The sequence below is a fragment of the Endozoicomonas sp. G2_1 genome (genome assembly GCF_017744155.1).
Taxonomy (GTDB): domain Bacteria; phylum Pseudomonadota; class Gammaproteobacteria; order Enterobacterales; family Alteromonadaceae; genus JAGHQT01.
Window position 1 is genome coordinate 1 of sequence record NZ_JAGHQT010000004.1, and the last position, 26,272, is coordinate 26,272.

25 protein-coding genes, 4 tRNA genes and 1 pseudogene are annotated in these 26,272 nt (G+C 42.9%); 19 read left to right on the top strand and 11 right to left on the bottom strand.

Annotated elements, in window-relative coordinates; translation table 11 throughout:
• A pseudogene (locus J7384_RS06745) lies at positions 1-126 on the bottom strand (IS3 family transposase); the annotation flags it as partial.
• A 310-nt stretch (positions 127-436) separates the two neighbouring features.
• Here J7384_RS06745 and J7384_RS06750 point away from each other — a divergent pair.
• The 8 genes from J7384_RS06750 (at position 437) to J7384_RS06785 (ending at position 6,134) form a co-directional block, all read left to right on the top strand.
• Positions 437-528: transfer RNA gene (locus tag J7384_RS06750), tRNA-Ser, on the top strand.
• Between the two features lie 119 nt (positions 529-647).
• Positions 648-724 (top strand) — tRNA-Arg (locus J7384_RS06755).
• Positions 725-794: 70 nt separating this feature from the next.
• Positions 795-871: transfer RNA gene (locus tag J7384_RS06760), tRNA-Arg, on the top strand.
• Positions 872-1,007: 136 nt separating this feature from the next.
• Positions 1,008-1,084, top strand: a tRNA-Arg gene (locus J7384_RS06765).
• A gap of 812 nt (positions 1,085-1,896) precedes the next feature.
• On the top strand, positions 1,897-2,157 hold the full coding sequence (locus J7384_RS06770; RefSeq protein WP_209112376.1) for an OadG family transporter subunit: 261 nt from the start codon (positions 1,897-1,899) through the stop codon (positions 2,155-2,157).
• Between the two features lie 13 nt (positions 2,158-2,170).
• Positions 2,171-3,976, top strand: a complete 1,806-nt coding sequence (oadA, locus tag J7384_RS06775; RefSeq protein ID WP_209112378.1) for a sodium-extruding oxaloacetate decarboxylase subunit alpha — start codon at positions 2,171-2,173, stop codon at positions 3,974-3,976.
• Positions 3,977-3,985: 9 nt separating this feature from the next.
• On the top strand, positions 3,986-5,122 hold the full coding sequence (locus J7384_RS06780; RefSeq protein ID WP_209112380.1) for a sodium ion-translocating decarboxylase subunit beta: 1,137 nt from the start codon (positions 3,986-3,988) through the stop codon (positions 5,120-5,122).
• A 214-nt stretch (positions 5,123-5,336) separates the two neighbouring features.
• Complete coding sequence (locus J7384_RS06785) at positions 5,337-6,134, top strand: hypothetical protein (protein ID WP_209112382.1); 798 nt, start codon at positions 5,337-5,339, stop codon at positions 6,132-6,134.
• Positions 6,135-6,250: 116 nt separating this feature from the next.
• Here J7384_RS06785 and pdxH read toward each other — a convergent pair whose 3' ends face one another.
• The 3 genes from pdxH to J7384_RS06800 all read right to left on the bottom strand — a co-directional run bounded on the left by pdxH (position 6,251) and on the right by J7384_RS06800 (position 8,698).
• Entirely contained in the window at positions 6,251-6,913 is a 663-nt protein-coding gene (gene pdxH, locus J7384_RS06790) for a pyridoxamine 5'-phosphate oxidase (protein ID WP_209112383.1), read from the bottom strand.
• 186 nt (positions 6,914-7,099) lie between these two features.
• Entirely contained in the window at positions 7,100-8,431 is a 1,332-nt protein-coding gene (locus J7384_RS06795) for an amidohydrolase (protein WP_209112385.1), read from the bottom strand.
• Positions 8,432-8,521: 90 nt separating this feature from the next.
• Entirely contained in the window at positions 8,522-8,698 is a 177-nt protein-coding gene (locus J7384_RS06800; RefSeq protein ID WP_209112386.1) for a hypothetical protein, read from the bottom strand.
• 114 nt (positions 8,699-8,812) lie between these two features.
• On the opposite strand from J7384_RS06800, the gene J7384_RS06805 reads away from it, so the two are divergent.
• The gene (locus J7384_RS06805) at positions 8,813-11,098 is read left to right on the top strand and encodes a GNAT family N-acetyltransferase (RefSeq protein ID WP_209112388.1); all 2,286 of its coding nucleotides are present in this window, start codon (positions 8,813-8,815) and stop codon (positions 11,096-11,098) included.
• A gap of 23 nt (positions 11,099-11,121) precedes the next feature.
• Here the strand turns inward: J7384_RS06805 and J7384_RS06810 are convergent, their stop codons facing one another.
• Complete coding sequence (locus tag J7384_RS06810) at positions 11,122-11,397, bottom strand: hypothetical protein (protein ID WP_209112390.1); 276 nt, start codon at positions 11,395-11,397, stop codon at positions 11,122-11,124.
• Between the two features lie 24 nt (positions 11,398-11,421).
• Positions 11,422-11,613 (bottom strand): hypothetical protein, encoded by a 192-nt coding sequence (locus J7384_RS06815; protein WP_209112392.1) that lies wholly within the window; start codon positions 11,611-11,613, stop codon positions 11,422-11,424.
• A 221-nt stretch (positions 11,614-11,834) separates the two neighbouring features.
• Between J7384_RS06815 and J7384_RS06820 the strand changes: the two genes are divergently transcribed.
• The 3 genes from J7384_RS06820 to J7384_RS06830 all read left to right on the top strand — a co-directional run bounded on the left by J7384_RS06820 (position 11,835) and on the right by J7384_RS06830 (position 14,373).
• Positions 11,835-12,722 (top strand): ABC transporter ATP-binding protein, encoded by an 888-nt coding sequence (locus J7384_RS06820; protein WP_209112394.1) that lies wholly within the window; start codon positions 11,835-11,837, stop codon positions 12,720-12,722.
• Between the two features lie 11 nt (positions 12,723-12,733).
• Positions 12,734-13,759 (top strand): ABC transporter permease, encoded by a 1,026-nt coding sequence (locus tag J7384_RS06825; protein ID WP_209112396.1) that lies wholly within the window; start codon positions 12,734-12,736, stop codon positions 13,757-13,759.
• A gap of 77 nt (positions 13,760-13,836) precedes the next feature.
• Entirely contained in the window at positions 13,837-14,373 is a 537-nt protein-coding gene (locus J7384_RS06830; RefSeq protein WP_209112398.1) for a DUF1569 domain-containing protein, read from the top strand.
• Positions 14,374-14,416: 43 nt separating this feature from the next.
• On the opposite strand, the gene J7384_RS06835 is transcribed toward J7384_RS06830, so the two are convergent.
• Complete coding sequence (locus J7384_RS06835) at positions 14,417-15,163, bottom strand: CPBP family glutamic-type intramembrane protease (protein ID WP_209112400.1); 747 nt, start codon at positions 15,161-15,163, stop codon at positions 14,417-14,419.
• Positions 15,164-15,447: 284 nt separating this feature from the next.
• On the opposite strand from J7384_RS06835, the gene J7384_RS06840 reads away from it, so the two are divergent.
• Positions 15,448-15,702, top strand: coding sequence for a type B 50S ribosomal protein L31 (locus J7384_RS06840; RefSeq protein ID WP_209112402.1), 255 nt, complete (start codon positions 15,448-15,450; stop codon positions 15,700-15,702).
• Positions 15,699-15,830, top strand: coding sequence for a type B 50S ribosomal protein L36 (gene ykgO / locus J7384_RS06845; protein WP_209112403.1), 132 nt, complete (start codon positions 15,699-15,701; stop codon positions 15,828-15,830). The genes J7384_RS06840 and ykgO overlap by 4 nt, the downstream gene beginning before the upstream one ends.
• Before the next feature lie 84 nt (positions 15,831-15,914).
• Here ykgO and J7384_RS06850 read toward each other — a convergent pair whose 3' ends face one another.
• The gene (locus J7384_RS06850) at positions 15,915-16,079 is read right to left on the bottom strand and encodes a DUF3545 family protein (RefSeq protein ID WP_209112405.1); all 165 of its coding nucleotides are present in this window, start codon (positions 16,077-16,079) and stop codon (positions 15,915-15,917) included.
• Positions 16,080-16,238: 159 nt separating this feature from the next.
• Complete coding sequence (gene tal, locus J7384_RS06855; RefSeq protein WP_209112407.1) at positions 16,239-17,192, bottom strand: transaldolase; 954 nt, start codon at positions 17,190-17,192, stop codon at positions 16,239-16,241.
• A 393-nt stretch (positions 17,193-17,585) separates the two neighbouring features.
• Between tal and yaaA the strand changes: the two genes are divergently transcribed.
• Positions 17,586-18,362, top strand: a complete 777-nt coding sequence (gene yaaA, locus J7384_RS06860; protein WP_209112409.1) for a peroxide stress protein YaaA — start codon at positions 17,586-17,588, stop codon at positions 18,360-18,362.
• A 74-nt stretch (positions 18,363-18,436) separates the two neighbouring features.
• Here yaaA and srmB read toward each other — a convergent pair whose 3' ends face one another.
• Both srmB and fldB read right to left on the bottom strand, forming a co-directional pair.
• Positions 18,437-19,681 carry an ATP-dependent RNA helicase SrmB gene (srmB, locus tag J7384_RS06865; protein WP_209112411.1) on the bottom strand — a complete coding sequence of 415 codons (1,245 nt, stop codon included), beginning with the start codon at positions 19,679-19,681 and terminating at the stop codon, positions 18,437-18,439.
• Positions 19,682-19,775: 94 nt separating this feature from the next.
• Positions 19,776-20,297, bottom strand: coding sequence for a flavodoxin FldB (fldB, locus tag J7384_RS06870; RefSeq protein WP_209112413.1), 522 nt, complete (start codon positions 20,295-20,297; stop codon positions 19,776-19,778).
• Between the two features lie 200 nt (positions 20,298-20,497).
• On the opposite strand from fldB, the gene dsbC reads away from it, so the two are divergent.
• From dsbC to lysS, 4 genes are all read left to right on the top strand, one after another.
• On the top strand, positions 20,498-21,286 hold the full coding sequence (gene dsbC, locus J7384_RS06875) for a bifunctional protein-disulfide isomerase/oxidoreductase DsbC (RefSeq protein WP_209112415.1): 789 nt from the start codon (positions 20,498-20,500) through the stop codon (positions 21,284-21,286).
• A 144-nt stretch (positions 21,287-21,430) separates the two neighbouring features.
• The gene (recJ, locus tag J7384_RS06880) at positions 21,431-23,188 is read left to right on the top strand and encodes a single-stranded-DNA-specific exonuclease RecJ (RefSeq protein WP_209112417.1); all 1,758 of its coding nucleotides are present in this window, start codon (positions 21,431-21,433) and stop codon (positions 23,186-23,188) included.
• 176 nt (positions 23,189-23,364) lie between these two features.
• Positions 23,365-24,463, top strand: a protein-coding gene (gene prfB, locus J7384_RS06885) for a peptide chain release factor 2 (RefSeq protein WP_209112419.1) whose coding sequence is annotated in 2 segments (ribosomal slippage) — positions 23,365-23,439 and positions 23,441-24,463 — 1,098 coding nt in all. Because the reading frame shifts where the segments join, the coding sequence is not laid out codon by codon here.
• A gap of 112 nt (positions 24,464-24,575) precedes the next feature.
• Complete coding sequence (gene lysS, locus J7384_RS06890; protein WP_209112421.1) at positions 24,576-26,135, top strand: lysine--tRNA ligase; 1,560 nt, start codon at positions 24,576-24,578, stop codon at positions 26,133-26,135.
• Positions 26,136-26,272: the final 137 nt, after the last annotated feature.

Here is a 26,272-nt window from a genome sequence, read left to right on the forward strand (position 1 = left end):
ACCTTGAATACCGTATTTATCTTGAGCCTGTTTGTAAGTCATCTCGCCTTTTTCAACTTGGTCGACGACCGCCAATTTAAAAGCGAGTGAGTAATCCTTTTGAGTTCGTTTAGTGGTTGATTTCATGGCACTCTCCAATTCATTGATTGAAAAGTGTCAACCTTATTTAGGACGGGTCAGTCTTGTGAGAAAAAGTCGGCATTAGCCGACTTTTTTTTGCCTAATGCTTTTTAATTGGCAAGCAAATGGTCTTTTTATCGATATCTGATTGTCGTTTTTATTATGCTTGCCACAGGTTTTTTTGAAGTAAAAAATAAAGTTTTGGTATAAAAATCCCTCGACTTGCTTGAAATCTCAGCAAACAGTTAAAAAATCAAAATAAATTGCAAAAAACTGTTTGACTTATCCCTGAGATCCATTAATATTCGCACCCACTGGTGAGGTGGCCGAGAGGCTGAAGGCGCTCCCCTGCTAAGGGAGTATAGGCGTTATACCCTATCGAGGGTTCGAATCCCTCCCTCACCGCCATTATCTTTACAGATAATATTACGGACGCGTAGTTCTACTGGATAGCTTATCTAGTTTATGTTGGCTACGAACAAGGTTCGTTATCTCTTCAACCTGAGATATAAATAAATGGTTATTGCGGACGCGTAGCTCAGCTGGATAGAGTACCTGGCTACGAACCAGGCGGTCGCAGGTTCGACTCCTGCCGCGTCCGCCACTTTCTTTCAAGTGGATAAATAATGAAAGCTAGCTACTATTAAGGCTAGTTAAAGAAATTAATAGACCGCGGACGCGTAGCTCAGCTGGATAGAGTACCTGGCTACGAACCAGGCGGTCGCAGGTTCGACTCCTGCCGCGTCCGCCACATTATAAAACCAGTCTGAAGACTGGTTTTTTTTCCTCTCTGATAAGCGAGTACCTTGAGTATTTAGGGAGTATCAACGTTAACCGTTGTAAGCTTATTATCTCTTTTACCTGAGATATAAATAAATGGTTATTGCGGACGCGTAGCTCAGCTGGATAGAGTACCTGGCTACGAACCAGGCGGTCGCAGGTTCGACTCCTGCCGCGTCCGCCATATATAAGAAACCAGTCTTTTGACTGGTTTTTTTTTGCCTTATTTTTGTCTTTTTACATGGTGCTGTTGTTAAGTGACTGTAGACGCCTAGCTCAGCTGGATAGGCTAATATTAGAAAAGTGGCTACGAGGGGCAGGCGGTCGCAGGTTCGGACTCCTGTAGCAATCGCTACATATAAGAAACTAGTCTTTTGACTGGTTTTTTTTCGCCTCGCTTTTGTCTTCTTACACATTGCTGTTATTAAGTGACTGCAGACGCCTAGCTCAGCTGAATAGGCTAATATTAGAAAACTGGCTACGATTCCTTACCTCAAACATAGGCAGTCATAGGTTAGTATCCTGTAGAAGTCTTTAACTGTTAAAAAGAAGTTTCATATATCAGGCTTTATTACTTCCAGCTTGCTCTCTTTTTTGAAACTTTGTTCAGCTTTGATTTACTTTCTATTAATAATTGTGCATTACACTGATACCGTCTTTTGATATCAAACTAGGATTGTTTTTAGTTGTCTCGACTAAATGTTGTGTAACAAATAATCATCTTGAAAGTGCCTGTATAACTTTGAGTTATGTGTAAGGTTTATTAGGTTATCTTATGCTAAATTGTATACAATTATCTTGTTTTACTCGCTATTCCATGTAATTCAATAAGTAGAGATTGTATACAATTTGCCATTTTCTGCTTTAAGTTATTGATTTTTACTTTTTATCCTTACATTTTTCATTGATATTATTTTATTTGCCTTTTTAGAGGTTGCTTTTTAATAATTCGAGTGATTATTCTATTTATCCATTTTCGGGGTGAGAATAATAACAATGGAACAACTTAACCAACTGTTTTTAGATGCTGGCATATTGATGCTTGCGGGTATGGTCTTTGTGTTTGTCTTTTTGGGTATCTTGGTTTTGTTTATCAACAAAATACTTGCGCCTTTAGCAGACAAATTTCCAGATGCTACACCTAAAACCCCTGTGAGGCAGTCTGCGCCTGCGCCACAGCAAGGGTTAAGTAATAATGTTGTTGCCGCTATTTCTGCAGCAGTAACTCAGTATCGCCACAACAATAAAATTCAATAATCAGGAGCCAGTCATGACTAAACCGTTAGGAATTACCGAAGTTGTCTTACGAGATGCCCATCAATCATTGTTAGCTACGCGTTTGCGCTTAGAAGATATGTTGCCCATTGCTTCAAAATTAGATGAAGTAGGCTTTTGGTCGATTGAGTCGTGGGGTGGTGCCACGTTTGATTCGTGTATTCGCTATCTAGGCGAAGATCCATGGGAACGCATTCGCGCGTTAAAAGCAGCGATGCCAAATACCAAGCAGCAAATGCTATTTCGCGGCCAAAATATTTTGGGCTACCGTCATTATGCCGATGATGTTGTTGAGAAGTTTGTTGAGCGTGCACACGTTAACGGTGTTGATGTTTTCCGTATTTTTGACGCGATGAATGATACTCGTAACTTAGAAACGGCGATTAAAGCCGCAGTTAAAGTAGGTGCACATGCTCAAGGCACATTGAGTTATACCGTTAGCCCTGTCCACAACCTCGAAGGTTGGTTAACCATGGCGAAAAAACTTGAAGACATGGGCGCTCACTCATTGTGTATTAAAGATATGGCTGGTTTACTCAAACCATATGACGCAGCAGAACTCATTGGTCGCTTGAAAGAAACCGTTGCATTGCCGATTGCATTGCACTGTCATGCAACCACAGGTTTGAGCATTGCAACTCACATGAAAGCGATTGATGCTGATATCGATGTGTTAGATACGGCAATTTCTTCAATGAGTATGACCTATGGTCACAGTCCTACAGAAACGATTGTTTCGACCGTTGAAGGTACTGATCGTGATACCGGCCTTGATATGGCTAAACTTGCTGAAGTGGCGGCATATTTTAGAGACGTTCGTGAAAAATATGCAAAGTTTGAAGGTAGCTTAAAAGGCGTTGATGCCCGTATTTTGTTAGCTCAGGTACCTGGTGGCATGTTGACTAACATGGAGAACCAATTACGTGAACAGGGCGCGGCAGACCGCTTAGATGAAGTATTAACTGAAATTCCAAAAGTTCGCGAAGATCTCGGTTTTATTCCTTTGGTGACACCTACCTCTCAAATTGTTGGTACACAGGCGGTGTTGAATGTGCTAACTGGCGAGCGCTACAAGTCGATTACTAAAGAAACTGCTGGCGTACTGAAAGGCGAATACGGTGAAACCGCAGCGCCTGTTAATGCTGAGTTACAAGCGCGCGTATTAGATGGCAGTGAAGCAATTACTTGTCGTCCTGCTGATGTACTTGACCCTGAAGTGGATAGCTTAACGGTAGAATTAGATAAATTGGCGCAAGAGAAGGGGATTACGCTTGCTGAAGACAAGATTGATGACGTATTAACCTATGCCTTGTTCCCGCAAATTGGTCTTAAGTTCTTAGAAAATAGAAATAACCCTGATGCTTTTGAACCTGCACCGGGTAAAGAAACAGTATCTGAGAAAGTTGAAGCTGCGCCAGCAGTTAAGCCAGCCACTCAAGGCCAAGCAGAGAGTTACGCTGTCCGCGTAGACGGTAAAGTATACGATGTGGTTGTTGCGCCAGGTGGCACTATTGAAAATATCGCACCAGCGAGTTCTGCCGTGCAACGCGATAGCGAAATTATGCAACAAAGTACCTCGGTTTCGGCAGAAGAAACGTTAAATGCGCCATTGGCGGGTAACATCTTCAAAGTCATGGTCAGCAATGGTCAGCAAGTTGCTGCCGGTGATGTTGTCATGATCATGGAAGCGATGAAAATGGAAACGGAAATTCGCGCCGTCAGTGACGGTCAAGTGGTTAACGTTCATGTCAGAGAGGGCGACTCTGTTGCCGTTGGCGATGTTTTACTAAGTTTGGCGTAGGAAACATCGATGGAACAATTACATACACTTTGGTTATCGACTGGCCTTGCTCATTTTGAGAGTGGCCAAGTGATTATGATGTTAGTGGGTTGTGGCTTGTTGTATCTTGCTATCGCCCGTAACTTTGAACCGCTATTGCTAGTACCTATGGGCTTTGGTGCCATCCTCACCAACATTCCGCTAGCGGGCTTTTCTGAAATTGGCGGATTACTGCACTATGTGTATTACGCCGGGATCGATACCGGGATCTTCCCCTTATTGATCTTTATGGGTGTAGGAGCAATGACCGACTTTGGCGCCTTAATCGCCAACCCTAAAACCTTATTTTTAGGGGCAGCAGCACAGTTTGGTATTTTCGCAACCTTGTTTGGCGCAATTGCTTTAAATGCGATTCCAGGCTTTGAGTTTACCTTACAAGATGCTTCAGCAATTGCGATTATCGGCGGTGCCGATGGCCCAACAGCGATTTTCTTAGCATCGAAATTGGCGCCAGATTTACTGGGCGCGATTGCAGTAGCTGCATACTCTTACATGGCCTTAGTACCGATCATTCAGCCGCCAATCATGAAGTTATTCACTAGTGAAGAAGAGCGCAAGATTGAAATGGCACAACTGCGCCACGTAACCAAAGTTGAAAAGGTTATCTTCCCGTTGGGAGTATTGATGATGACGATTTTCTTCTTACCAGCGGCAACGCCGTTAGTGGGCATGTTCTGTTTGGGTAACTTGATGCGCGAATGTGGTGTTGTTGACCGCTTGAGCTCAACTGCGCAAAACGAGCTAATTAACATTGTTACCATCTTTTTGGGCTTAGGTGTTGGTTCAAAGTTAAGTGCGGACGCATTCTTAAATGTTGAAACTTTGGGTATTTTGGCACTAGGTGCGGTGGCGTTTTCAATTGGTACTGCCTCAGGTGTACTGATGGCGAAATTTATGAACACCATTACCAAAGAGAAGGTTAACCCGCTTATTGGTGCTGCTGGTGTTTCTGCGGTACCTATGGCGGCTCGTGTGGCCAACAAAGTCGGTTTAGAAGCAAACCCACACAACTTCTTGCTCATGCACGCGATGGGACCAAATGTTGCCGGTGTACTTGGCTCAGCGGTTGCTGCCGGTATTTTATTAGCACTGGTTGGCCAAGGTTAACACTACTTTTTCCATTATTTTTTTAATAGCATTAAAAGGCTCTGTAACAGTTATTATAGAGCCTTTTTTATTACCATTTGATTTTTATTAGCGCTTGCATGTTTTAAATGCTTTGGCTACACCTAAAGATACTCGTCGATTTTAAGTGAAGGAATTACTTAACTTCAGCTTAGCCTGTAGCGAGTGAAAAAATTTAAATCACGGAGGAATTGAAATGAGTAAATTTGCTAATAACAGGCTGATGTTAAAACTCGTGTTGCTTTGCTGTTTAGTTGGCTTTAACAGTCAAGCTGCAATTATTCTCTTGGAAGACTTTGAGGATAACAACCTTACTTTCTCAGCATCTGATGGTTTGTTTTTCGATACAGGGCGAGATTTGTTTACTATTAGTCCACTTAACGGTGTTGCAAGCCCAATTGATGGTGCCTATAACGGCTTTAACGGTGAAAACTTTTTTGCCGCTGATGATATTGACGATCCTCAAGGGCCAGGCATTAGATCACAAACCTTGACGTTTAATCTAAACATATCAGGCTTTAACAATTTGTTGTTTAGTGGCTTGTTTGGCGCTGGTGGCAATAATTTGAACGGCAATGATAGTACTGCACGTTATGACAGTGCCGATGGTTTGCGAGTTCGAGCGCAGATCGACGGCGGTACGATTCAGGATTTGTTGTTTTTTGAAGCGGAACAACCAGGTGGCGACGTTACCAACAATCGATTGTTGCAAGATACCAATTTCGATGGCATTGGCGATGGCCTGTTACTCAGTACCTCTCTGACGGCTTTTAACAATATTGCCATTAACGGTCTAGGCTCTAGCTTGTCCTTGTTTATTGAAATACATGGCGATGCCCAATCGGAGTCTTTTGCCTTTGACGATATTACGATTGCTGGCGAGCGAATTAGTACACCACCACCAACCGATATTCCAACGCCAAGTAGCTTACCTTTGTTTTGCTTTGCCATAGTATTAACACTTAGCAATGTCGTCTGTAATAAACGGGCTTAGTATTTTTTAAGCTCTATAAAAGCAATAACCCGTTATCAAATGCTGAGTACTGCAAAATAACGGGTTGTTTGTACTATTGTTTTAGCCGGTATTTAGTGGGTAATTTGACTATGTTATTACGGGTGCAGTTTTAGCGTTTGCCAAGCTTGAGTTTGGCTGTCTTTTTCAAAACACAGCCTGTCGTGTAAGCGGCTCGCACGACCTTGCCAAAATTCAAAGTAATGAGGTTCTACTTGCCAGCCACCCCAAAATTCAGGATGCGGTACTTGTTCGCTGCCAGCGAATTTTTCTTCGTATTTTTTGACGCGATCCTTTAGCTCATCATCGTAGCTTAGTTGCTGACTTTGTTTCGACGCCCAAGCACCTATTTGACTGCCGTGATCACGACTGTGAAAGTAATTGGCCGATTGCTGAGATGATGTTTTGGTAACCGTACCTTCGATGCGAATTTGTCGTTGTAGGACGTTCCAGTGAAATAACAGAGCAACTTTTCTGTTTTCTGATAAATCAGCGCTTTTACGACTGCCGTAGTTGGTATAAAAAACGAAACCGTTTGGGTCAAACTCTTTTAGCAATACCATCCGTGAACTGGGTTGACCATCAGGGCTACAACTTGCAACAGACATCGCCTCTGGCAATAAAATGCCAGATTTATTAGCGTCGTTAAACCACTGCTCAAACAAAGCAAATGGATCTTTGGCCTCGGAAAATTCAGGCAAAGGCAGCGCGACACCTTGGCCAAAAGTAAACAAACAGCGAAGTTTTTCCAAAAAAGTCATGTTAGCTAACTTAGTTTATTGATTGATGTAAATATTTTGACTGAGAGTATAAATCTTTTTGCTAAATAAACTAGCGATTGTAGTACGTTGTTTGAAAGAAGTTTGATCAGCGATAAATTAAGAAGAACGGGATAAAAGTGAAATGCCCAGCCAGCTTTTTCATAACTTGGCTGGGCATTAGAGAGGTTAGTGCTTGTTCATATAGTCAATGGTGAGATCACTGAGCAGCTTAACACCTGTTTTCATGCCACTTTCATCAATGACGAAGTTCGGCGTGTGGTGGCTAGGAGCTTGTTCACTAGTCATATCTTTTGATCTACCGCCAACGAATAAGTAAAGCCCCGGTACTTTCTCCTGGAAAAATGAGAAATCTTCAGCCCCGGTGACTGCATTAGTTGGTACTACATTTTCTTTGCCTGCACTGGCTTGCAGCGAAGGTAACATTTCACGCATTAAGCTCGGTTCGTTGTAGGTAATAGGGTAGCTGTAATCAAGCGGTAGTGTCACTTCGGCAGTTGCATTCATACTTTGCGCAATACTGGTGGCCTTGTTGTGAACGGCTTGATGAATCATTTCTCGGGTCACAGGATTTAAGGAGCGGATAGTGCCGACCATTTCGACTTCGTTAGGAATGATATTAGAGCGATTGCCCCCTTCAATTTTGCCGACCGTAACCACAGCGGCACTGTCGATGAGTTCAACATTGCGACTGACAATCGTCTGTAAGCCCATAATGATTTGGGCAGAGGTTACAATAGGGTCGACACTGTGCCACGGGTACGCGCCGTGTGCTTGCTTGCCTTTAACAACAATTTTAAATGGATCAACCGCGGCCATAATGCCGCCTTCGCGGTAGCGCACTGTGCCTACTTCTACTTTCGATGAGATGTGAATACCGAAAATCACATCAACTTCAGGGTTGCTGAGTACACCTTCTTTCACCATGACTTCAGCGCCACCGACTTCACCCTCTGGTGCACCTTCTTCAGCGGGTTGGAAAATGAACTTCACTTTGCCTTTGAGCTGGTCTTTCATGTTAACGAGAATTTGTGCTGCGCCCATCAACATCGCCATATGTGTATCGTGGCCACAGGCGTGCATTACGCCGACATCTGCGCCGTTGTATTCTGATCTAACCGTTGATGCAAATGGTAAACCGCTGGTTTCAACAACAGGTAACGCATCCATGTCTGCTCGTAAGGCAACTACCGGCCCGGGTTTACCTGAATCAAGAATCGCGACAACACCTGTTTTGGCAACGCCTGTTTGTACTTCCAGCCCTAAATCCTTTAAATATTTAGCAATCGTTTTAGCTGTATTGAATTCGCGATTTGAGAGTTCTGGATTTTGATGGAAGTGACGACGCCACTTTATTACGTCCTCCTCAACTTGGTCTGCGTATTTGGCAACGTCTTGATTACTGGTTGAACTGGCGAAAACTGGTGCGCTTAAGCTGGTAAATAGCGCTAGGCACAAGCCACTTAATGGCAAGCGTTTAAAGGTTGGTAGTTTTTTCATGTTTGACCTAGATTTGTTGAATAATTGTTATAACACTGTCTACCATACGAAAATTTTTAGCATATTGCTAACAAGGCTAACGCTTTTTTATTACCAATCGTCGCTGTCATCAAAGAGCTCTTTGAGGCGCTTTTGCTCGAGTAAATCTTCAATGCGTTTTCGCGCTTCAGCGTTTCTGCGCGCTTGCTCGTCTTGTAGAATAATATCGTGGCTGGCATCATCGTTTTCGTGCTGATCAATTAAGTAAGTTTGGTTTTTTACTGACATCACTAACTCCTTATCTCAGACGTTTGTTTGAACATAGGCAATAAGTTTTTATTTTTCAAATTAGTTGGGCAAATTGATACACTTAGGTTATTACGTAGCGTCGGAAATTTTAGTTTGTCTAAACAATTAAATAGCTGGTTTGAATGTCGAAAAAACGAGTTGATGATCGCTGGTCATCGCCAGTTGATTGTGCTTGTTGGTGATCTTGATTGGGCGCTTGCTTATTTTGGCCAGTTATCTGCTCAAAGTGACGATAAACAAGCATTCACAAACTTGTTAGTGACTGATTTTGTCTTATCTGAGCAGCAGCACGCTGAGCAATTAGCGAGAAGTGTTGAGGTAACCAACAAAAATCATCGCCAGTTACTAGGCAGTGAATACCAACACATTTTGTTAGCTGCGCAGTCTTTTAACCCGGAAGCTTTTGCCGCACTGTCGGGGACCTTAGTCGCTGGCGGGAGTTTGTTTTTATTGCTATCACCAGCCGAGTACCAAGAGCCCAGTTACTTTCTGCAACGCTTTTTGATACTACTTAAACAGCAAGTAGGTAATGGTGTTTATCTTTTAAGGCAAGGGGACGAAAAAGACTTGATTGCTGATTTTGCGGGGGCTGATTTTGGCAGCCAAACGCAGAGTCAAGGTTTGCCGAAATGTGATGATAACCGAGCACACGAGCTGTCAGGTGAGTTTGCTTATCAATGTGCAACCGCCGATCAAGTAAAGGCTGTTGAAGCCATTATCAGGCAAGTCAGTGGCCATCGTCATCGCCCCTTGGTGTTAACTGCTGATCGCGGGCGTGGCAAATCTACTGCCTTGGCACTTGCTTGTGTCGAGTTGTTAAATGACGTTGATGAAAAGAACGCCACCGGTGGTGTAATCGATATTGTCGTGTGCGCCCCCCAGCTAGCAGCATTACAAGTTTTTTTTCGCCAGCTAAGCATTAATTTGCCTGAAGCTAAAGTGTGTTTACAAACCGGAACTTGTCAATATCAAGGCTCGACCATCACATTTTATCCAATCGATAAATTACTACTAGACAAGCCTAAATGTCAGTTATTAATGGTCGATGAAGCGGCATCGATTCCGGTTTACCTGTTAACTAAGTTGCTAGCTAATTATCATCGGATAGTGTTTGCCAGCACAGTGCATGGCTATGAGGGCGCGGGTCGAGGCTTTGCCATCAAGTTTAAAAAAGTGCTTAATGAGCACTATCCGAACTGGCGATCTTTAGAAATGACTCAAGCTATTCGCTGGCGAGAGGGCGATCCACTTGAAAATTTTGTCAACCGAAGTTGTTTGTTAGATGCAAGCTTGGCGGCGGCTAACTGCCAACAATTTAGCCAAGCGAACATTGATACCCTTAGCATGCGCTTAGTCACGCCAAGTGAATTATTAGCACAGCCGTATTTACTTGAGCAAGTATTGGCAATTTTGGTGACGGCACATTATCAAACCAGCCCAAACGATTTACAACTCATTCTAGACAATCCCAAAGCGCAGTTGCTAGTGCTTAAGACTGAGAGTGCAAACATTGAGCAAGTACAAGTTGTCGCCGTTACGTTATTGTTATCTGAAGGCGCTAATTCTGGCATTTCTGAATCAGAGATTAATGGCGTCATAGATGGCCGCAGGCGCTTAAAAGATCAATTTACTCCCCAGTCTTTAATTAATCACTGCGGTCTTTTTAGTGCATTTGACTGGCAATACTTGCGTGTGTTGAGAATTGCAGTTCATCCAGACTGCCAAGGTCTTGGTATTGGTCGTTATTTTTTAGGCAAAATTACTCGCTTCGCCAAGCAACAAGGGGGCGATGTTTTGTCGACAAGCTTTGGTTTGAACAGTGAACTGTTGTGGTTTTGGCAACGGGCCGGATTTAGCTTAGCTCGCATTGGTTTTAGCCAAGACCAAGCCAGTGGTGAATACTCAGGCTTGTTATTAAAAGCACTTAACGACAGTAGCGCAGAATTTGCTGGCATCGCGACAACCGGTTTTTATCAGCAATTGCCGTATTTATTGGCTCAACAATATCAACACCTTAGCGCTAACTTAGTTGCTGTTGTTGCCAGTGCTTGGCCTCAGTCGGTTCTACCTGTGCTTACTGAACTTGAGGAATATCAAATATCAGCATTCGCTGAAGGTAAAATGCAGTACGACAGTTGTGCTTATGCACTGCAGCACTGGCTAATCATTCATTTAGTGGAGCTTGCGAAGCAGCTAAAACCGACAGCACAAAATTCAACAACAAGTGTGTTACCTTTGATCAAGCGCTTGCTAATCCGAGCCAGTGTCGCAGAGATTTGTGCTGAGTTTGGCTTTACAGGTAAAAAAACGTTAAACCAATATTTAATTGATTACGTTAAACGGCACTACAGCCGCACTACTCGCATTACTAGTACTTAGCCATAACACGGTGACACAGTGAGCTAGTGCTGTTGGCTTTGCCAATGCCAGTATTTTCTCATTGCGTAATATTGGCACTGTTTGTCACCATCACAGGTAATATCACTGTCTTGCAGAATGCGGTTAATGTAGTAGTCAATCACCTTGGCAAGACTTTGGCTTGGGTGGTCGCTATAGGTTTGGGTGAGTATTGCTAGCCAGTCTTCCAACTGATTAGCGGGCTGTTTCAAGGCTGTTTCACTTTTAGTGGTGATTTGAGTATATGAGTCTGTTGCGGATTTAATTGCTACTGTTTCCATGCTGAGTCCTTGGTGTTGATTTGTTTAAACCGCTGAATTTTGAGCAACGCTGCTACTGAGCAAAGATTGCCAAATAATTTGTTTAGCGTTGGCGTCTAAACATTTACATTCGCTGCCTGGCAATAAACCCGATACAATAAGTTTTGCGAGCAAATCGCCAGATATTTCGACCTTAGCTGTGTCTGGTAAAACTTGTGATAGTGTTTGTCTGCTCATAACAGTTCTCCTTTGGTGTTATGAATTAAGATAGACTAAAATATTTTTTAATGCAAATGATAATTGTTATCATTTGTTGGGTTTTGTTATTTAGTGTGCTTTGTCAGTTAGATTCACTTTAGCGACTAAGCCCGCTTAACAGCTGTGCTTTCAATAGCTTTTCATATGATTTTTAGGATGACTTCGTTTTATCCTTTTTTGTTCAAGGAGTTACTTGCTTAATGAGTGAGCAAAGTGTTATCACCGTTCGCGGCTTAGTTAAGCGCTACGACGATTTAGTCGCGGTTAACAATATTGATTTTGACGTTCACCAAGGCCACTGTTTTGGTTTACTTGGCCCTAATGGTGCGGGCAAAACAACCACGATTGAAATGATGGAAGGAATTATTAAACCGACATCAGGTGAAATCAGCTATCGCGGCCACAAAAGTCTTGATGAAATTAGCCACCATATCGGCATTCAGTTTCAAAATACCGCCCTGCAAGACTACTTAACCGTACGCGAAACCTTGAAGTTGTTCTCCGCTTTTTACCAACATACGGTTGCACATGATGAATTAATTGAGCTTTGCGATTTGAGCGAATTTTTAGACCGTGATAATCGCCAGCTTTCAGGTGGCCAGCGTCAACGTTTATTGCTTGCACTTGCCTTGATCAATGATCCCGATATTGTTTTTCTCGATGAACCGACAACGGGCTTAGATCCACAAGCGCGCCGCCATTTTTGGCAGTTGGTAAAAAACATTAAAGCGAAAAATAAAACCATTATTTTAACCACGCATTATATGGATGAAGCCGAACAGTTGTGTGATGAGATAGTCATTATCGACAAGGGCCAGATCATCGAACGAGGTCAGCCTTTTAAACTGCTGAAAAAGCACTTTAGCAACACCTTTATTATGTTGCCAAAAGAGCAAGTTCCAGCGGATATAGTGACAGAGAATGGCTGGCAAATACGCGATGACAGAGTAGAGATATCGACCGCAAATGTAGAGCAAACACTTGCTGATTTGATGGCCAAGGGCATTTCATTGCAAGGCTTACATGTGCAATCAGCTAATCTTGATGACTTATTTTTAAAACTAACCGGCCACTCACTACGCGAATAGGACTATTGAAAATGAAACGATTTTGGGCTGTATTTCAAGCGCGTAATTTAGAATTTTTCCGCGACCGCGCCTCACTCGGTTGGAATTTACTGTTTCCGGTATTACTGTTAGCGGGTTTTTCTTTTATTTTTTCGGGCGACGGAAGGCCGGCTTATAAAATTGGTATTCTCAATCAAGGGCAAGCGCTGACTCAGGTGCAGTCGCCAATAGAACAAGCCTTTAGAGCGACCAAACACATTGAGTTTGTTGACTATGGCTCAGAAGAGAAAGCGCTGCGCAAACTCGACCAACACGGTATTGATTTGTTGATTTCCTACCCAACCAAGCAGTATTGGCTCAATACCGAATCACCGCAGGGCTACTTGGCAGAAAAAATCTTTCTTGGTAGCCATCAAAATTTTACTCGGCTTGAAACCAACAGCGCAGGCGTTCGTTATGTCGACTGGGTTTTACCGGGCATTTTGGCGATGAACATGATGTTTAGCAGTTTGTTTGGTGTTGGTTATGTCATTGTTCGTTATCGAAAAAACTCAGTACTAAAACGATTAAAAGCAACGCCGCTGTCGGCCTTTGAGTTCGTTAGTGCTCAGTTGGCTTCAAGGTTGTTTATCGTCATGTTTATGTCGAGCGTGGTCTACACAGGCTGTAACTTCTTTTTCGATTTTTACATGCAAGGTAGTTATTTGGACTTGTTTATTGTCGGTGCAATGGGGGCTATTTGCTTAATATCACTCGGCTTACTAGTCGCGAGCAAAAGTAAGAGCGAGGAGCTAACAGGTGGCTTGCTGAATATGACCTCTTGGCCAATGATGCTACTTTCTGGTGTCTGGTTTAGTCTTGAAGGCGCTCCGCAAGCATTAAAAACATTTGCCGATTTTTTACCTTTGACTCACTTAGTCACTGGTGCCCGAAAAGTTATCACTGAAGGCGCTAGCCTTGCTGATATTAGCTATCACTTAGGTATTTTGGCACTGATGAGCGCGGTCTTTCTTGGATTAGGTGCTTGGCTGTTTGATTGGCACACAGAGCGCAAGTAAATGAGCGTAAGTAACTAAACGTGAAGATTATGGACACGAACAGCTGAGTATGAATAACTAGAAATGAGGTTAATACGATGAATCGCAGGCGTTTTTTACTCGGCTCAGGTGTTGCTATTTCAGCACTGGCTGTCGGTGCTTATAGTACTTTGTCAACTCAAGTTGATGGCTCTACCTTAACGTTAACGAGCGCACTAGCAAAATTGGCGGAACTTGAACGAAGCAAGGTACAAATGGCAGGTGAGTGGAGCTGGGCAAAGGTACTCAATCATTGTGCGCAAAGCATAGAGTATTCAATGGTGGGCTTTCCTGAGCACAAGTCTACGCTGTTTAAACGTACTGTTGGCAATGCGGCTTTTGCTGTTTTTAGCGCTCGCGGTGAAATGCAACACAATTTAAGTGAGGCTATTCCCGGAGCCACTGAAATTTTACAAAGTAGTGAACTAAGTCTTGCCTATCAGAGGTTACGGCAGGCAATGCTCGACTTTCAAGGCTATCAAGGGCAACTCGCCGAGCACTTTGCCTTTGGCGTACTCGACAAGCCGGAATATGAATTAGCTCACGTTATGCATTTTTATAACCATTTACAAGAAGTAAAAGTTTTAAGCGTTTAATACTATGTTGAGCAGCCTCTTGGATTATTAATGGTGGTAGAGGTTAAACGAGCAAGCCTGAACTGTTTACCAAGTTATGAGCGATGATAGGAAACACTAAACTACCAGTTCGCTCACGTAACCATAATAAGACAAAGCCATAAGCGCCCGTGATCATTATGGGGAACGAAGAAAATTGCCACTCTCCATTACTATACATAACTCCGTGTACTAAGCCGAATAAGACAACTAGCAATAGCCCGGCTACATTAATTTTTGCACCTAATACGTTAAAACGAGACGATACTATTGCCAAAGACATAATGTATAGCAAGATACCTCTAAACATTGGCTCTTCATCGAGTCCAGGCATGGTCATTTGGAATAAAAAGTCTTCTGTCGTGCTTATTGAGCTATCACTTAACGATAGTGAAATAACAATGTGAATCGCCACGAATAATATTGTTGCAATAGCAGCTGGTACCGTTGAACCAGGTCGTTGTGAAAACGTAAAGCCAGCCTCAGCGGCGTTAAAGTTATTGCGTAACTTGAGTAATAAAACCAGCGTTACTATCCAGAGTAAAATAGCTGATACTTTTCCTCCCCAATTGTAACTGAGCCCAGGAAAGGCTTGATTGAGGGGAATTAATTGCCCTCCCATAAATAGAGCGGCGAAATATAGTGATATCAACACTAAAGATAGTAAAGCCCACTTAAGTCGCGCTTTAATTAACCCTGTTATCGAGAGAATGAGCACTACAATGGCAATAGCACCAGTATTTGCCAGCAGTGACATCATGAAGTCGATCATATAACCTTCCTTAATCTAATAAATTTAAGATCTACCAATTATTCAAAAGGCTATAAAGCTATCATAAAGCATATAATATTCAATGTATTATGTTTTTTTACTACTAGAAATATCAGCAGACGTTGTAGTTTTTGACAGTGTCACTAGCACAAGAGGCTCGTTGTGAGCTTTATTTAAAGGTTAGATAGATACATATTAACTATAAATGATATTGATTTTCATTTGTGATTGAGTGGGCGTTTTGATAACATTTGTTATATTGTAACAAACTAAAGAGCCATATTATGAAACCTAATATCCACCCTGATTATCAAAAAGTTGTTTTTCACGACACCGCTGCCGATACATATTTTCTTGTAGGTTCAACTCTTAAAACTGATCGTACGATTGAGTATCAAGGACAAACTTACCCATATGTGACATTAGATGTCTCAAGTGCTTCACACCCTTTCTACACTGGTGAGCAAAGAGTGGCTAAGAAAGATGGCCGTGTTTCTAAATTTAAAGATAAGTTTGGTACTATTGGCAGTAAAAAATGAAGGTCTTAAGTTCTTTAAAAAGTGCTAAAACGCGTCATCCAGATTGCCAAGTGGTAAAGCGGCGCGGGCGGGTTTACGTTATTTGTAAGTCGAACCCTAGATTTAAAGCGGTACAGGGGCGTAACTAACAGTATATTTAATCATTAAAAAACCCAGCAGAGCTGGGTTTTTACATATTTGGTTCCTGAAAGTTGTTGTTTTGGAGTTTGAAATTAAACTTCGTCAAGCATGTACTCTAAAGAGTCTTCATACAGCTTGAGTTCGCGCTCAAGTTCAAATTTCTCCTTCAGTTGTTCTATTTCTCGCCATTTGCGTTTGCTTTTGTTTTTTGTTTTAGGTTGATCAAATGAGTCCAAAATTTTGGTTAACTTATCCATAGGATACTCCTTCTGTGACAACTGCATCTTTTTAATAACACATCTGTCTGCAGATTAAAATATCTTTATGACTGTTTTTTTACCAAAAAACGAAAGTTTTATGTCCAGCAAAAGGTGTATTTAACAACATTTAGGTTATTGTTTGAGCAATTGTTATTGTTAAAACAGCTCGCTTAATTGCTGCTCTAATTTATCTTGGTCGATAGCAAAGTTGCGAATACCTTCAGCAAGTTTTTCGGTTGCCATTGGATCTTGATTCATCTGCCAACGGAAACTTGCTTCATCAATTGTCGCCAGCTTTTCAGCTTTTGCGTTATCTGCGTTTAGGTGCTGCGTCACTGGTTCTTCGCTATTGGCGAGTTCATCCATTAATTGAGGACTAATGGTTAAACGATCACAGCCTGCTAAAGCTAAAATTTCACCGGTATTTCTGAAGCTTGCGCCCATTACTACTGTGTTGTAACCGTTGGCTTTGTAGTACTGGTAAATGCTGCTGACAGAAACAACACCCGGATCTTCAAGGGCAGGGTAGCTGTCAACACCAGTGGCTTTTTTGTACCAGTCTAAAATGCGACCAACAAATGGTGAAATTAGATAAACACCAGCCTCGGCACACGCTTGCGCTTGAGCAAAACTGAACAACAATGTGAGGTTACAGTTGATACCTTCTTTTTCTAGTTGCTGTGCGGCTTTAATGCCTTCCCAAGTAGAAGCGATTTTAATCAAAATGCGATCGTTGCTAATACCGGCTTCGTTATACATTGCCATTAATTTACGGGCTTTAGCTAGAGTAGCTTGTGTGTCAAACGAAAGTCTGGCGTCAACTTCTGTCGAAATCCGACCCGGAACGGATTTTAGAATTTCTAAGCCAATTAATACTGAAAGTTTGTCTGCCGCATCAATCAGTTGTTGAGTGCTATCACTTGATTGCGCTTTTGCCCACTCCACTGATTCAGTCAATAAATTTTGGTAGTTCGGCAGTGCCGCTGCTTTTAATAGTAGCGATGGGTTAGTAGTGGCATCTTGTGGTTGAAACTTGGCGATTGCTTCTATGTCACCGGTATCGGCAACAACCGTGGTTAATTGCTTAAGTTGGTCAAGTTGGTTTGTCATCTTTTGTCCTTATCCGAGCAGCTGAGGGTGTTATCTACGAGCAATGACCTTGCTCAGCTGCTATGAATATTTTTAATTTGAAAAAATATTACAACAAAAACACCGGTAAGCGCAGGTTAATTTGGTAATATTTTATACTTATTTGGGTTTGTTACTTTCTTTTCTATGTTTTCGTTTATTAAGCTCAGTGCTTGCTGCACATGTTAATAGCTAATTGTAGAAGTAGCGTTAAAATCTCAAATATTGTCCGTTTGGTCAAGTTTTATCTGGCTACCTTTCACTAAGTTTAGTTACATCAAAAAAATCGATGAGTTCGAGCGAAATAACGGCAGTAGGTTTCACAGATATCTATGCTATAGTGAGCAAAAATTTTGACATTAATGTGAATAAATTATGTTACTTGTAGTTTCTCCTGCCAAAAATTTAGATTACGAATCACCAGTGGCGACGCAAACGTTTAGTCAGCCGGAATTACTTGCCGAGAGTGAGTTACTCATTGAGCGCTGTTTAAAGCTTTCTCCAGCTGATATTGGTTCACTAATGAGTATTAGCGACAAGCTCGCTGGCTTAAATGCCGCCCGTTTTGGCGCATGGCAACAGCCGTTTACTCCGGACAATGCTCGCCAAGCCGTTTTAGCGTTTAACGGTGATGTATATACGGGTTTAGACGCGGCTAGCTTTAGTGAAGATGACTTTGCATTTGCTCAAGATCACATGCGTATTTTGTCGGGCTTGTATGGCTTGCTTAAGCCACTTGATTTAATGCAAGCTTACCGCTTGGAAATGGGCACAAAACTCGACAATGTTCGCGGCAAAAACCTTTATGAATTTTGGGGCTCTATTATTACTGAATTACTCAATAAAGCGATTGCTGAGCAAGGTGATAAGGTCTTGGTCAATTTAGCATCAACTGAGTACTTTAAGGCGGTTAAAAAGAAAGAGCTAGACGCAAATATCATTACCCCTGCGTTTAAAGATTGGAAAAACGGCCAATATAAAATGATTAGCTTTTTTGCCAAAAAAGCAAGAGGGTTAATGGCCCGCTACATTATTCAAAATCAGCTGACTGATGTTGAACAGCTCAAAGGTTTTGATTTAGGTGGTTACCAGTTTAACGATGAGTTGACTAAAGGTAATGATTGGGTCTTTACTCGTAAAGAAGCCGAGTAAGTTATTAGTATTTAGCTATCAGCTGTCAGAAAACCACTGAACGCTGATAGCTAATAACTTGAAACTCAGTCGTGTTATTTCGTTTTCTTTGCCGATTTTTTCTTAATCTTCTTCGCTTTTGCTTTCTTCTGCGCTGCTGATTTTTTCACTTTTGGCTTTTTAAGTGGAATACGCGCTTCTTTGTGCTGTGGTCTTAACTCGTCAATAACACGACGCGGCAGACGCTCTTTTAGGTAGCGCTCAATTTTGCCAATCACTAGCATATCATGTGCTTCAACTAATGAAATCGCAGTACCTTTATTGCCAGCGCGACCTGTACGCCCAATGCGGTGCAAGTAAATGTCGGCTTTGCGTGGCATATCAAAGTTAATGACGTGGCTAATATCGTCGATATCTAGGCCGCGGGCAGCAACATCGGTTGCCACCAATACATTAACTCGGCCATCGCGTACGCGATCTACCGAGTTATTGCGCTTGTCTTGTGGCATATTCCCTTCAAGCCATGCACATGGGATTTCTTCGCCAAATAGTTTGCCCGATAAAAACTGTACGGTTTCACGTTTATTGGCAAAAACCACTGCACGGGTCACTTCCTCTTGTTTGAGGATGTTGGCGAGCAACGCGAATTTGTGGGCTTTGTTGTCGGCTAAGTGTAACCATTGGTGAATTTTAGCTTTTTCTTTGCGCGACGGATTTGCTTCGAGATAAACTGGCTCGTTAAGGACTTCCTTAGCAAACTTGATAACACCAGCACCTTCAAGTGTAGCGGAAAACAGCATACTTTGTTTGCGGTTGGCAGACTCGTCAACAATTCGGTTAATGGTATCGGCAAAACCCATATCGAGCATGCGGTCGGCTTCATCGAAAATCAATAATTCAATTTCTCTCGCGTCAAACTGCTCGTTGTCTATGTATTCTAACAAGCGTCCAGGCGTTGCAATCAGCATATCCGTGGTTGAAGTCAAAATCTCTTTGTGGCTGCCATAGTTAACACCACCGGTAATGACTCCGGTTTTAATATTAGTGTTTTTGGTGATTAACTCTGCTTGCTCAGCCACTTGCAACGCTAGTTCACGAGTTGGCGTTAGCACTAATACACGAGGGAAGCCCGGCTTAGTACGCGGGTAGTCGAGTAAATGCTGAGCGGCAGGTAGCAAAAAGGCGGCGGTTTTACCTGTACCTGTTGGTGCTGAGGCTAATACATCTTTACCTGCCATTGCTTCAGGTAACACAAGTTCTTGAATAGATGTCGGTTTTTTAAAACCAATATCGTCAAGCGCGCCGATAAGTTCGTGGTCGAGGTCAAATTGTGCAAACATGTTGTTGAGTTACCTAAATAAAATAATAAAGTGCGAGTACTTCAAAAAAAGTACGCATAAAAGTACAATGTAAAATCGATTGTATCGAGCTGATCTAAACGATCAACTCTGCGTATTCTTCTAAAATTTGAACCGCCCATTGATTGATGCGGTCATCGGTAAGTTGGTACTGGCTCTCATCGTCAATCGCTAAGCCAACAAAGTGGCTGCCATCTTCAGTCAGTGCTTTAGATGCGGCAAATTGATAGCCTTGATTTGGCCAGTAGCCAATAACCTTGCCTTGTTGAGCAATAACTTCGTCGTGCAGCATACCCAAGGCATCTTGGAACCAGTCGGTATAGCCAACTTGGTCACCCATACCATAAAGGGCGATGATCTTGCCTGATAAGTTTAGACTGGCAATATCAGCCCAGTGACTTTCCCAGTCTTCTTGAAGTTCACCATAATCCCATGTCGAAATGCCAAAAATCAAAAACTCGTAGTCAAGGCATTGCGATAATGGCACATCTTTAATGTTGTGAAGATCAACCAGTTCAGCCCCTAATGCCGCTTGTAACTTTTCCGCTGCCATTTCTGTGTAACAGGTTGTTGAGCCGTAAAAAAGGCCGATCTTCATACCATTTTCCTAAAAACCGATAAGGGGCGCGATTCTATCAGATTGAATAGTACTCAGTCTACATAAACACAATTGAGGTAAAGCGCTGGCTAAACTAGTTGAGTGGGGTTACGGGGCATTTGCATTTTCAGTAAAATGCAGGTAATTTTTCGCCATCTCTCACGGTCATCTTGGTCTAGAGTTTTCTACAGGATTTATTAATGAAGTATTTTAAACAGCTCGCTAGCGCCTCTTTGGTTCTGTCTAGCCTTTTTCTTGGTACTATTGCTAATGCAGAATTTAACCATGTAGCGCCGGCAGCAATCGCGCAAAGCGCGGCTTCTTCGTTCGACGCTGAAGCGCTTAAGAAAACCCTAACAACCAAGTTAGGTATGGTTGTTGAACAAGTAAAACCTGCGCCGATGCCGGGATTAGTTGAAATTATGACACCACGCGGTTTGTTTTATGCTAGTAGCGATGGCAGTTATTTATTACAGGGTAAGTTATATGGTTTGGGCGATCGCGTGAGCGACTTAACTGAGCGTAGTATGTCATCAGTTCGTCTCGCGGGTGTTGATCAGTTTAAGAATGACATGATTGTTTTTCCTGCGAAGAATGAAAAACACGTGATTACTGTATTTACCGATATTACTTGCGGTTACTGCCGTAAATTGCACGAACAAATAGATGATTACAACGACAAAGGCATTACTGTGCGTTACTTAGCTTACCCTCGAGCAGGTGTTACCGACCGCGCTGGTAACTATACGCAAGGTTTTGCTGATTTGCGTTCAATCTGGTGTCACGAAGACCCAAAAGCTGCAATGACTAAAGCAAAGGCTGGCTCTAACGTAGCTCAACGCATTTGCGATAAGCCAGTTGAAGCTGAATATAACTTTGGTCGCAAAGTGGGTGTTAGTGGTACGCCGGCGATTATTTTAGCCAATGGTATGATGTTACCGGGCTATCGCGGACCTGATGATATGCTGCAAATTTTAGAAAGCTTATAAGCGTATAAAGTTTAAAGATGTACTATCACGCGGGCAAGCTCTAATAGGGCTTGCCCGCGTTTTATTTTCTGTTTTATGCTTGTCGCTCAACCTTATTTAACCGCATTTAATATGTCGGTTGAAAAAATTTTCTTATAGGTCGCCATGAAAGCCAGTATTGTTCGTCGTCAGCTCATTGACGATAGTCACTTGCCACAGCATTTGCACCCCGTTGTTAAGCAAATTTACGCTCGCCGCGGCGTTAAGTCTGCCGATGAACTGGTGCTTTCAGCTCAGCAATTGATCCCACCTAGCCAGCTCTTTGGCGCTGACCAAGCGTGTGATGTTTTGCTTGACGCTTTAGCACAACAAAACAAAATTATTATTGTTGGCGATTTTGATGCCGATGGCGCCACCAGCACCGCATTGATGATGGAGGCACTGCGTTTATTAGGTTTTCGCAACCATCAATTTTTAGTCCCTAATCGCTTTGACTACGGCTATGGTTTAAGTCCTGAAATTGTCGAAGTTGCCGCTCAGCAAGGGGCTGAGCTGATTATCACCGTTGACAATGGTATTAGTTGTATCGCTGGCGTCAGTCGCGCTAAAGCACTTGGCATAAAAGTGATTGTCACTGACCACCACTTACCAGGCCAAACCTTGCCCGACGCTGATGCTATTGTTAACCCCAATCAAGGTGAATGTACCTTTGCCAGTAAAGCACTGGCCGGGGTTGGGGTTGCGTTCTACTTGATGCTGGCCTTGCGTCAGCGTTTGCGACAAATGAATTGGTTTGAACAATCGGGCGTTGCTGAACCTAATTTGGCTCAGCTTCTTGATCTAGTGGCGCTTGGCACTGTGGCCGATGTTGTGACTCTCGATGCCAATAATCGCATTTTGGTCGCACAAGGTTTAAAACGGATTCAAGCGGGACAAACGCGACCGGGTATTCAAGCGCTCATTGAAGTGGCTAAGCGCAATCAAGATCGCTTGAGTGCCAGCGATTTTGGTTTTGCCCTTGGCCCTCGTATTAATGCGGCTGGCAGGTTAGACGATATTTCTTACGGTATTAATTGTCTGTTAGAGCCAAATATTATGGCTGCTCGCGCGATGGCGCAAGAGCTCGACCAGCTCAACAGGGCACGCCGCGAAATTGAACAAGGTATGCAAGTTGAAGCTGAGCAAATTCTCTCACGCTTGAACTTAGCCGCTGCCAATGATGACAGCATTGAAATACCCAAGGCCATCGCGCTGTTTCACCCAGAATGGCATCAAGGGGTAATTGGTATTGTTGCTGGTCGCATCAAAGAAAAATTCCATCGCCCCTGTATTGTCTTTGCTGTCGCCAGTGACGAGCAGCCGCTAACCGATGACAGTGAAATTAAAGGTTCAGCGCGCTCTATAGTTGGCCTGCATATTCGCGATTTACTCGAACAAGTTGATAGTCGTTACCCAGATTTAATAAGTAAATTCGGTGGTCATGCGATGGCGGCGGGTTTAACCATTAAAAAGGCTAATTTTAAGCGCTTTGAGCAAGCGTTTAGCGAAGTGGCAAATGAATGGCTTAACGACGACCAGCTACAAGGTAAGATTTATTCTGACGGTAGCTTATCAAGCCGCGAATTAACCCTTGATTTCGCCGAGCTGTTGCGAGCTTCCGGCCCATGGGGACAACACTTTGAAGAACCCGTATTTGACGACATTTTTACGGTTGTCCAGCAACGTTTAGTTGGCGAAAAACACTTAAAATTAGTGGTGCAAAAAGACGGGTTAACGCTAGATGCTATCGCGTTTAATATTGATCTTAAAGCTTGGCCGAACCACAGTGCCGAGATCATCAGGCTGGCCTATAAACTCGACGTTAATGAATTTCGCGGCAAGCACAATCTACAACTGATGGTCGAACATATCGAACTTGCTTAATATGCCCAATCTGTCACTGATTTAATCGGTGATTATAAGTTATCACAACTATTACCGTTAATTCGCTGTTAGCTGATTTATTTCAGTGGTTAGATGCGCTAGAATACGCGACTATTTGCCTGCTGACTATGCCGTGGTTGGCCGCTAAATGTTAACAACATACAACGAAGTAACTAATGTTTGAAGTAAACCCTGTATTAAATGCACTAAAAGATATCCGCGAGCGCAGTAACTTGCTTAGGGGGTACCTTTGACTACGACGCCAAAGCAGAGCGTCTAGTTGAAGTTTGTCGCGAATTAGAAACACCTGAAATTTGGAACGAGCCTGAGCGCGCGCAAGCACTTGGCAAAGAACGTTCAGCGTTAGAAGCCGTTGTTGAGACGATTCAAACCCTCGACAGTGGTTGTGAAGATATTGAAGGGTTAGTTGAACTCGCCGTTGAAGAAGAAGATCAAGAAACTTTTGACGACGCTGAGGCTGAACTACAGGGCTTATTAGAGCAGTTAGATAAATTAGAATTTCGCCGGATGTTCTCGGGTGAGCAGGACGAAAACGACTGTTACTTGGATATTCAGTCAGGCTCGGGCGGCACTGAAGCACAAGATTGGGCTGAAATGCTAATGCGTATGTATTTGCGTTGGGGCGAAGCTCACGGTTTTAAAACCGAAGTTATTGAAGTCTCTGACGGTGATGTTGCCGGTATTAAGGGCTGTACCATTAAGTACTCGGGTGAGTATGCTTATGGTTGGCTGCGCACCGAAACAGGCGTCCATCGCTTAGTGCGTAAATCGCCATTTGACTCAAGTGGCCGCCGTCATACTTCGTTTGCTTCTGCGTTTATTTACCCCGAAATTGACGACAATATCGAAATTGATATCAACCCAGCAGACCTGCGCGTTGATACGTTTAGAGCGTCGGGCGCGGGTGGTCAACACGTTAACAAAACCGACTCAGCCATTCGTATTACCCATATTCCGACTGGTGCAGTGGTTGCCTGTCAGAATGACCGTTCACAGCACAAAAACCGCGCCACTGCGATGAAGTTATTGAAAGCCAAGTTATACGAGCTTGAAATTCAAAAGCAGAATGAAGACAAACAAGCGCTTGAAGAAGGTAAGTCTGACATAGGCTGGGGTAGCCAGATTCGATCTTATGTTTTAGATGATAGCCGAATTAAAGACTTGCGCACCGGTGTTGAAAACCGCAATACCCAAGCCGTATTGGACGGCGATTTAGATAAGTTTATTGAAGCTTCTTTAAAGTCAGGCCTTTAAAGAGTAATTAACGCTAATCAATAGCGTTAAGCCAATATAAAAAGTGATATTTTTACCGAGCTAGTCCAGTTCATCTGGGGTAGCTGTTTACTAACCAAGTTTGAGACTGAAAATGACAGACCAAGCCAAGCAAGACGAAAATAAATTGATTGCCGAACGTCGCGGCAAATTAGCGCAAATTCGCGAAAACTGCAGTGCCAACGGCCATCCAAACCAGTTTGACCGAAAACACTATGCAGCTGATTTACAAGCTGCGCACGGTGACAAAGACAAAGAAACGCTTGAAGCTGAAACTGAAAAGTACAGCATTGCTGGTCGTGTGATGGCAAAACGCGGTCCGTTCTTGGTGTTACAAGACATGACTGGTCGCATCCAAGCTTATGCTGACAAAAACGTACAAAAAGAAATTAAAGCCAACTTAGGCGGTGTTTTGGATATTGGTGACATCGTTGGTGTTACTGGTACTTTGCACAAGTCGGGCAAAGGCGATTTATACGTGAATATGGACGAGTACCAGCTGTTAACTAAGTCACTGCGTCCACTGCCAGAAAAATTCCACGGTTTGCAGGATACTGAAACTAAATATCGCCAGCGCTACGTTGATTTGATCATCAATGAAGAAACTCGTGAGACCTTTAAAGTACGCTCAAAAATTGTTGACGGCATTCGTCGTTTCCTCAGCGAGCGCGACTTTATGGAAGTGGAAACACCTATGTTGCAAACCATTCCTGGTGGTGCAACGGCGAAGCCATTTATCACTCACCACAATGCTTTAGACGTACAAATGTACATGCGTATTGCCCCTGAGCTTTACTTGAAGCGTCTAGTAGTTGGTGGTTTTGAGCGCGTTTTTGAAATTAACCGCAACTTCCGCAACGAAGGTTTATCAACGCGTCACAATCCTGAATTCACTATGATTGAATTCTACCAAGCCTATGCTGATTACCATGACTTGATGAACTTAACTGAAGACATGTTGCGCACGCTAGCTGAAGATGTCATGGGCTCATCAGTGATTCGTAACACAGTAAAAAATGCCGATGGTGAAGTAGTAGAAGAGAAGTTCTATGACTTTGGTAAGCCATTTGAGCGTTTGTCTATGGTTGATGCGATTTTAAAATACGCCCAAGACGGTGTTATTACTAGTGAAGACGAAGCTGCACTGCGCGACCCAGAAAACAACTTTGAGCAAATCAAAGCCTTGGCTAAAAAGGTTCACGTTAAAGAAGGCGATGCTGCCAAAGTTTGGGGTCCAGGTAAGTACATTTGTGAAATCTTTGAAGAAGTTGCTGAGCACTTGCTTGACCAGCCAACCTTTATCACTGAATACCCGTGGGAAGTGTCCCCACTTGCTCGTCGCAATGACGAAAACCCGTTTATCACTGATCGCTTCGAGTTCTTCGTTGGTGGCCGTGAGCTAGCTAACGGTTTCTCTGAGCTTAACGACGCTGAAGACCAAGCGGAGCGTTTTAGCAAGCAAGTTGAAGAGAAAGATGCTGGTGATGATGAAGCTATGCACTTTGATGAAGATTACATCAGTGCTCTTGAGTACGGTTTGCCACCAACAGCTGGTGAAGGTATTGGTATTGACCGTTTAGTGATGTTGTTTACCGACTCACCAACCATTAAAGACGTGATTTTATTCCCGCATATGCGTCCGCTAGCGGAATAAAATATTTGAGGAGTTATCTTCAGTTTTGATGTTTAAAAGCCTGCTCTCGAGCAGGCTTTTTTGTTGTTGAAGCATTTGAATCCACTATGGTTCAATCACTGAACTAACTTAATGTCTCTATCTACTTATTGCTCGGT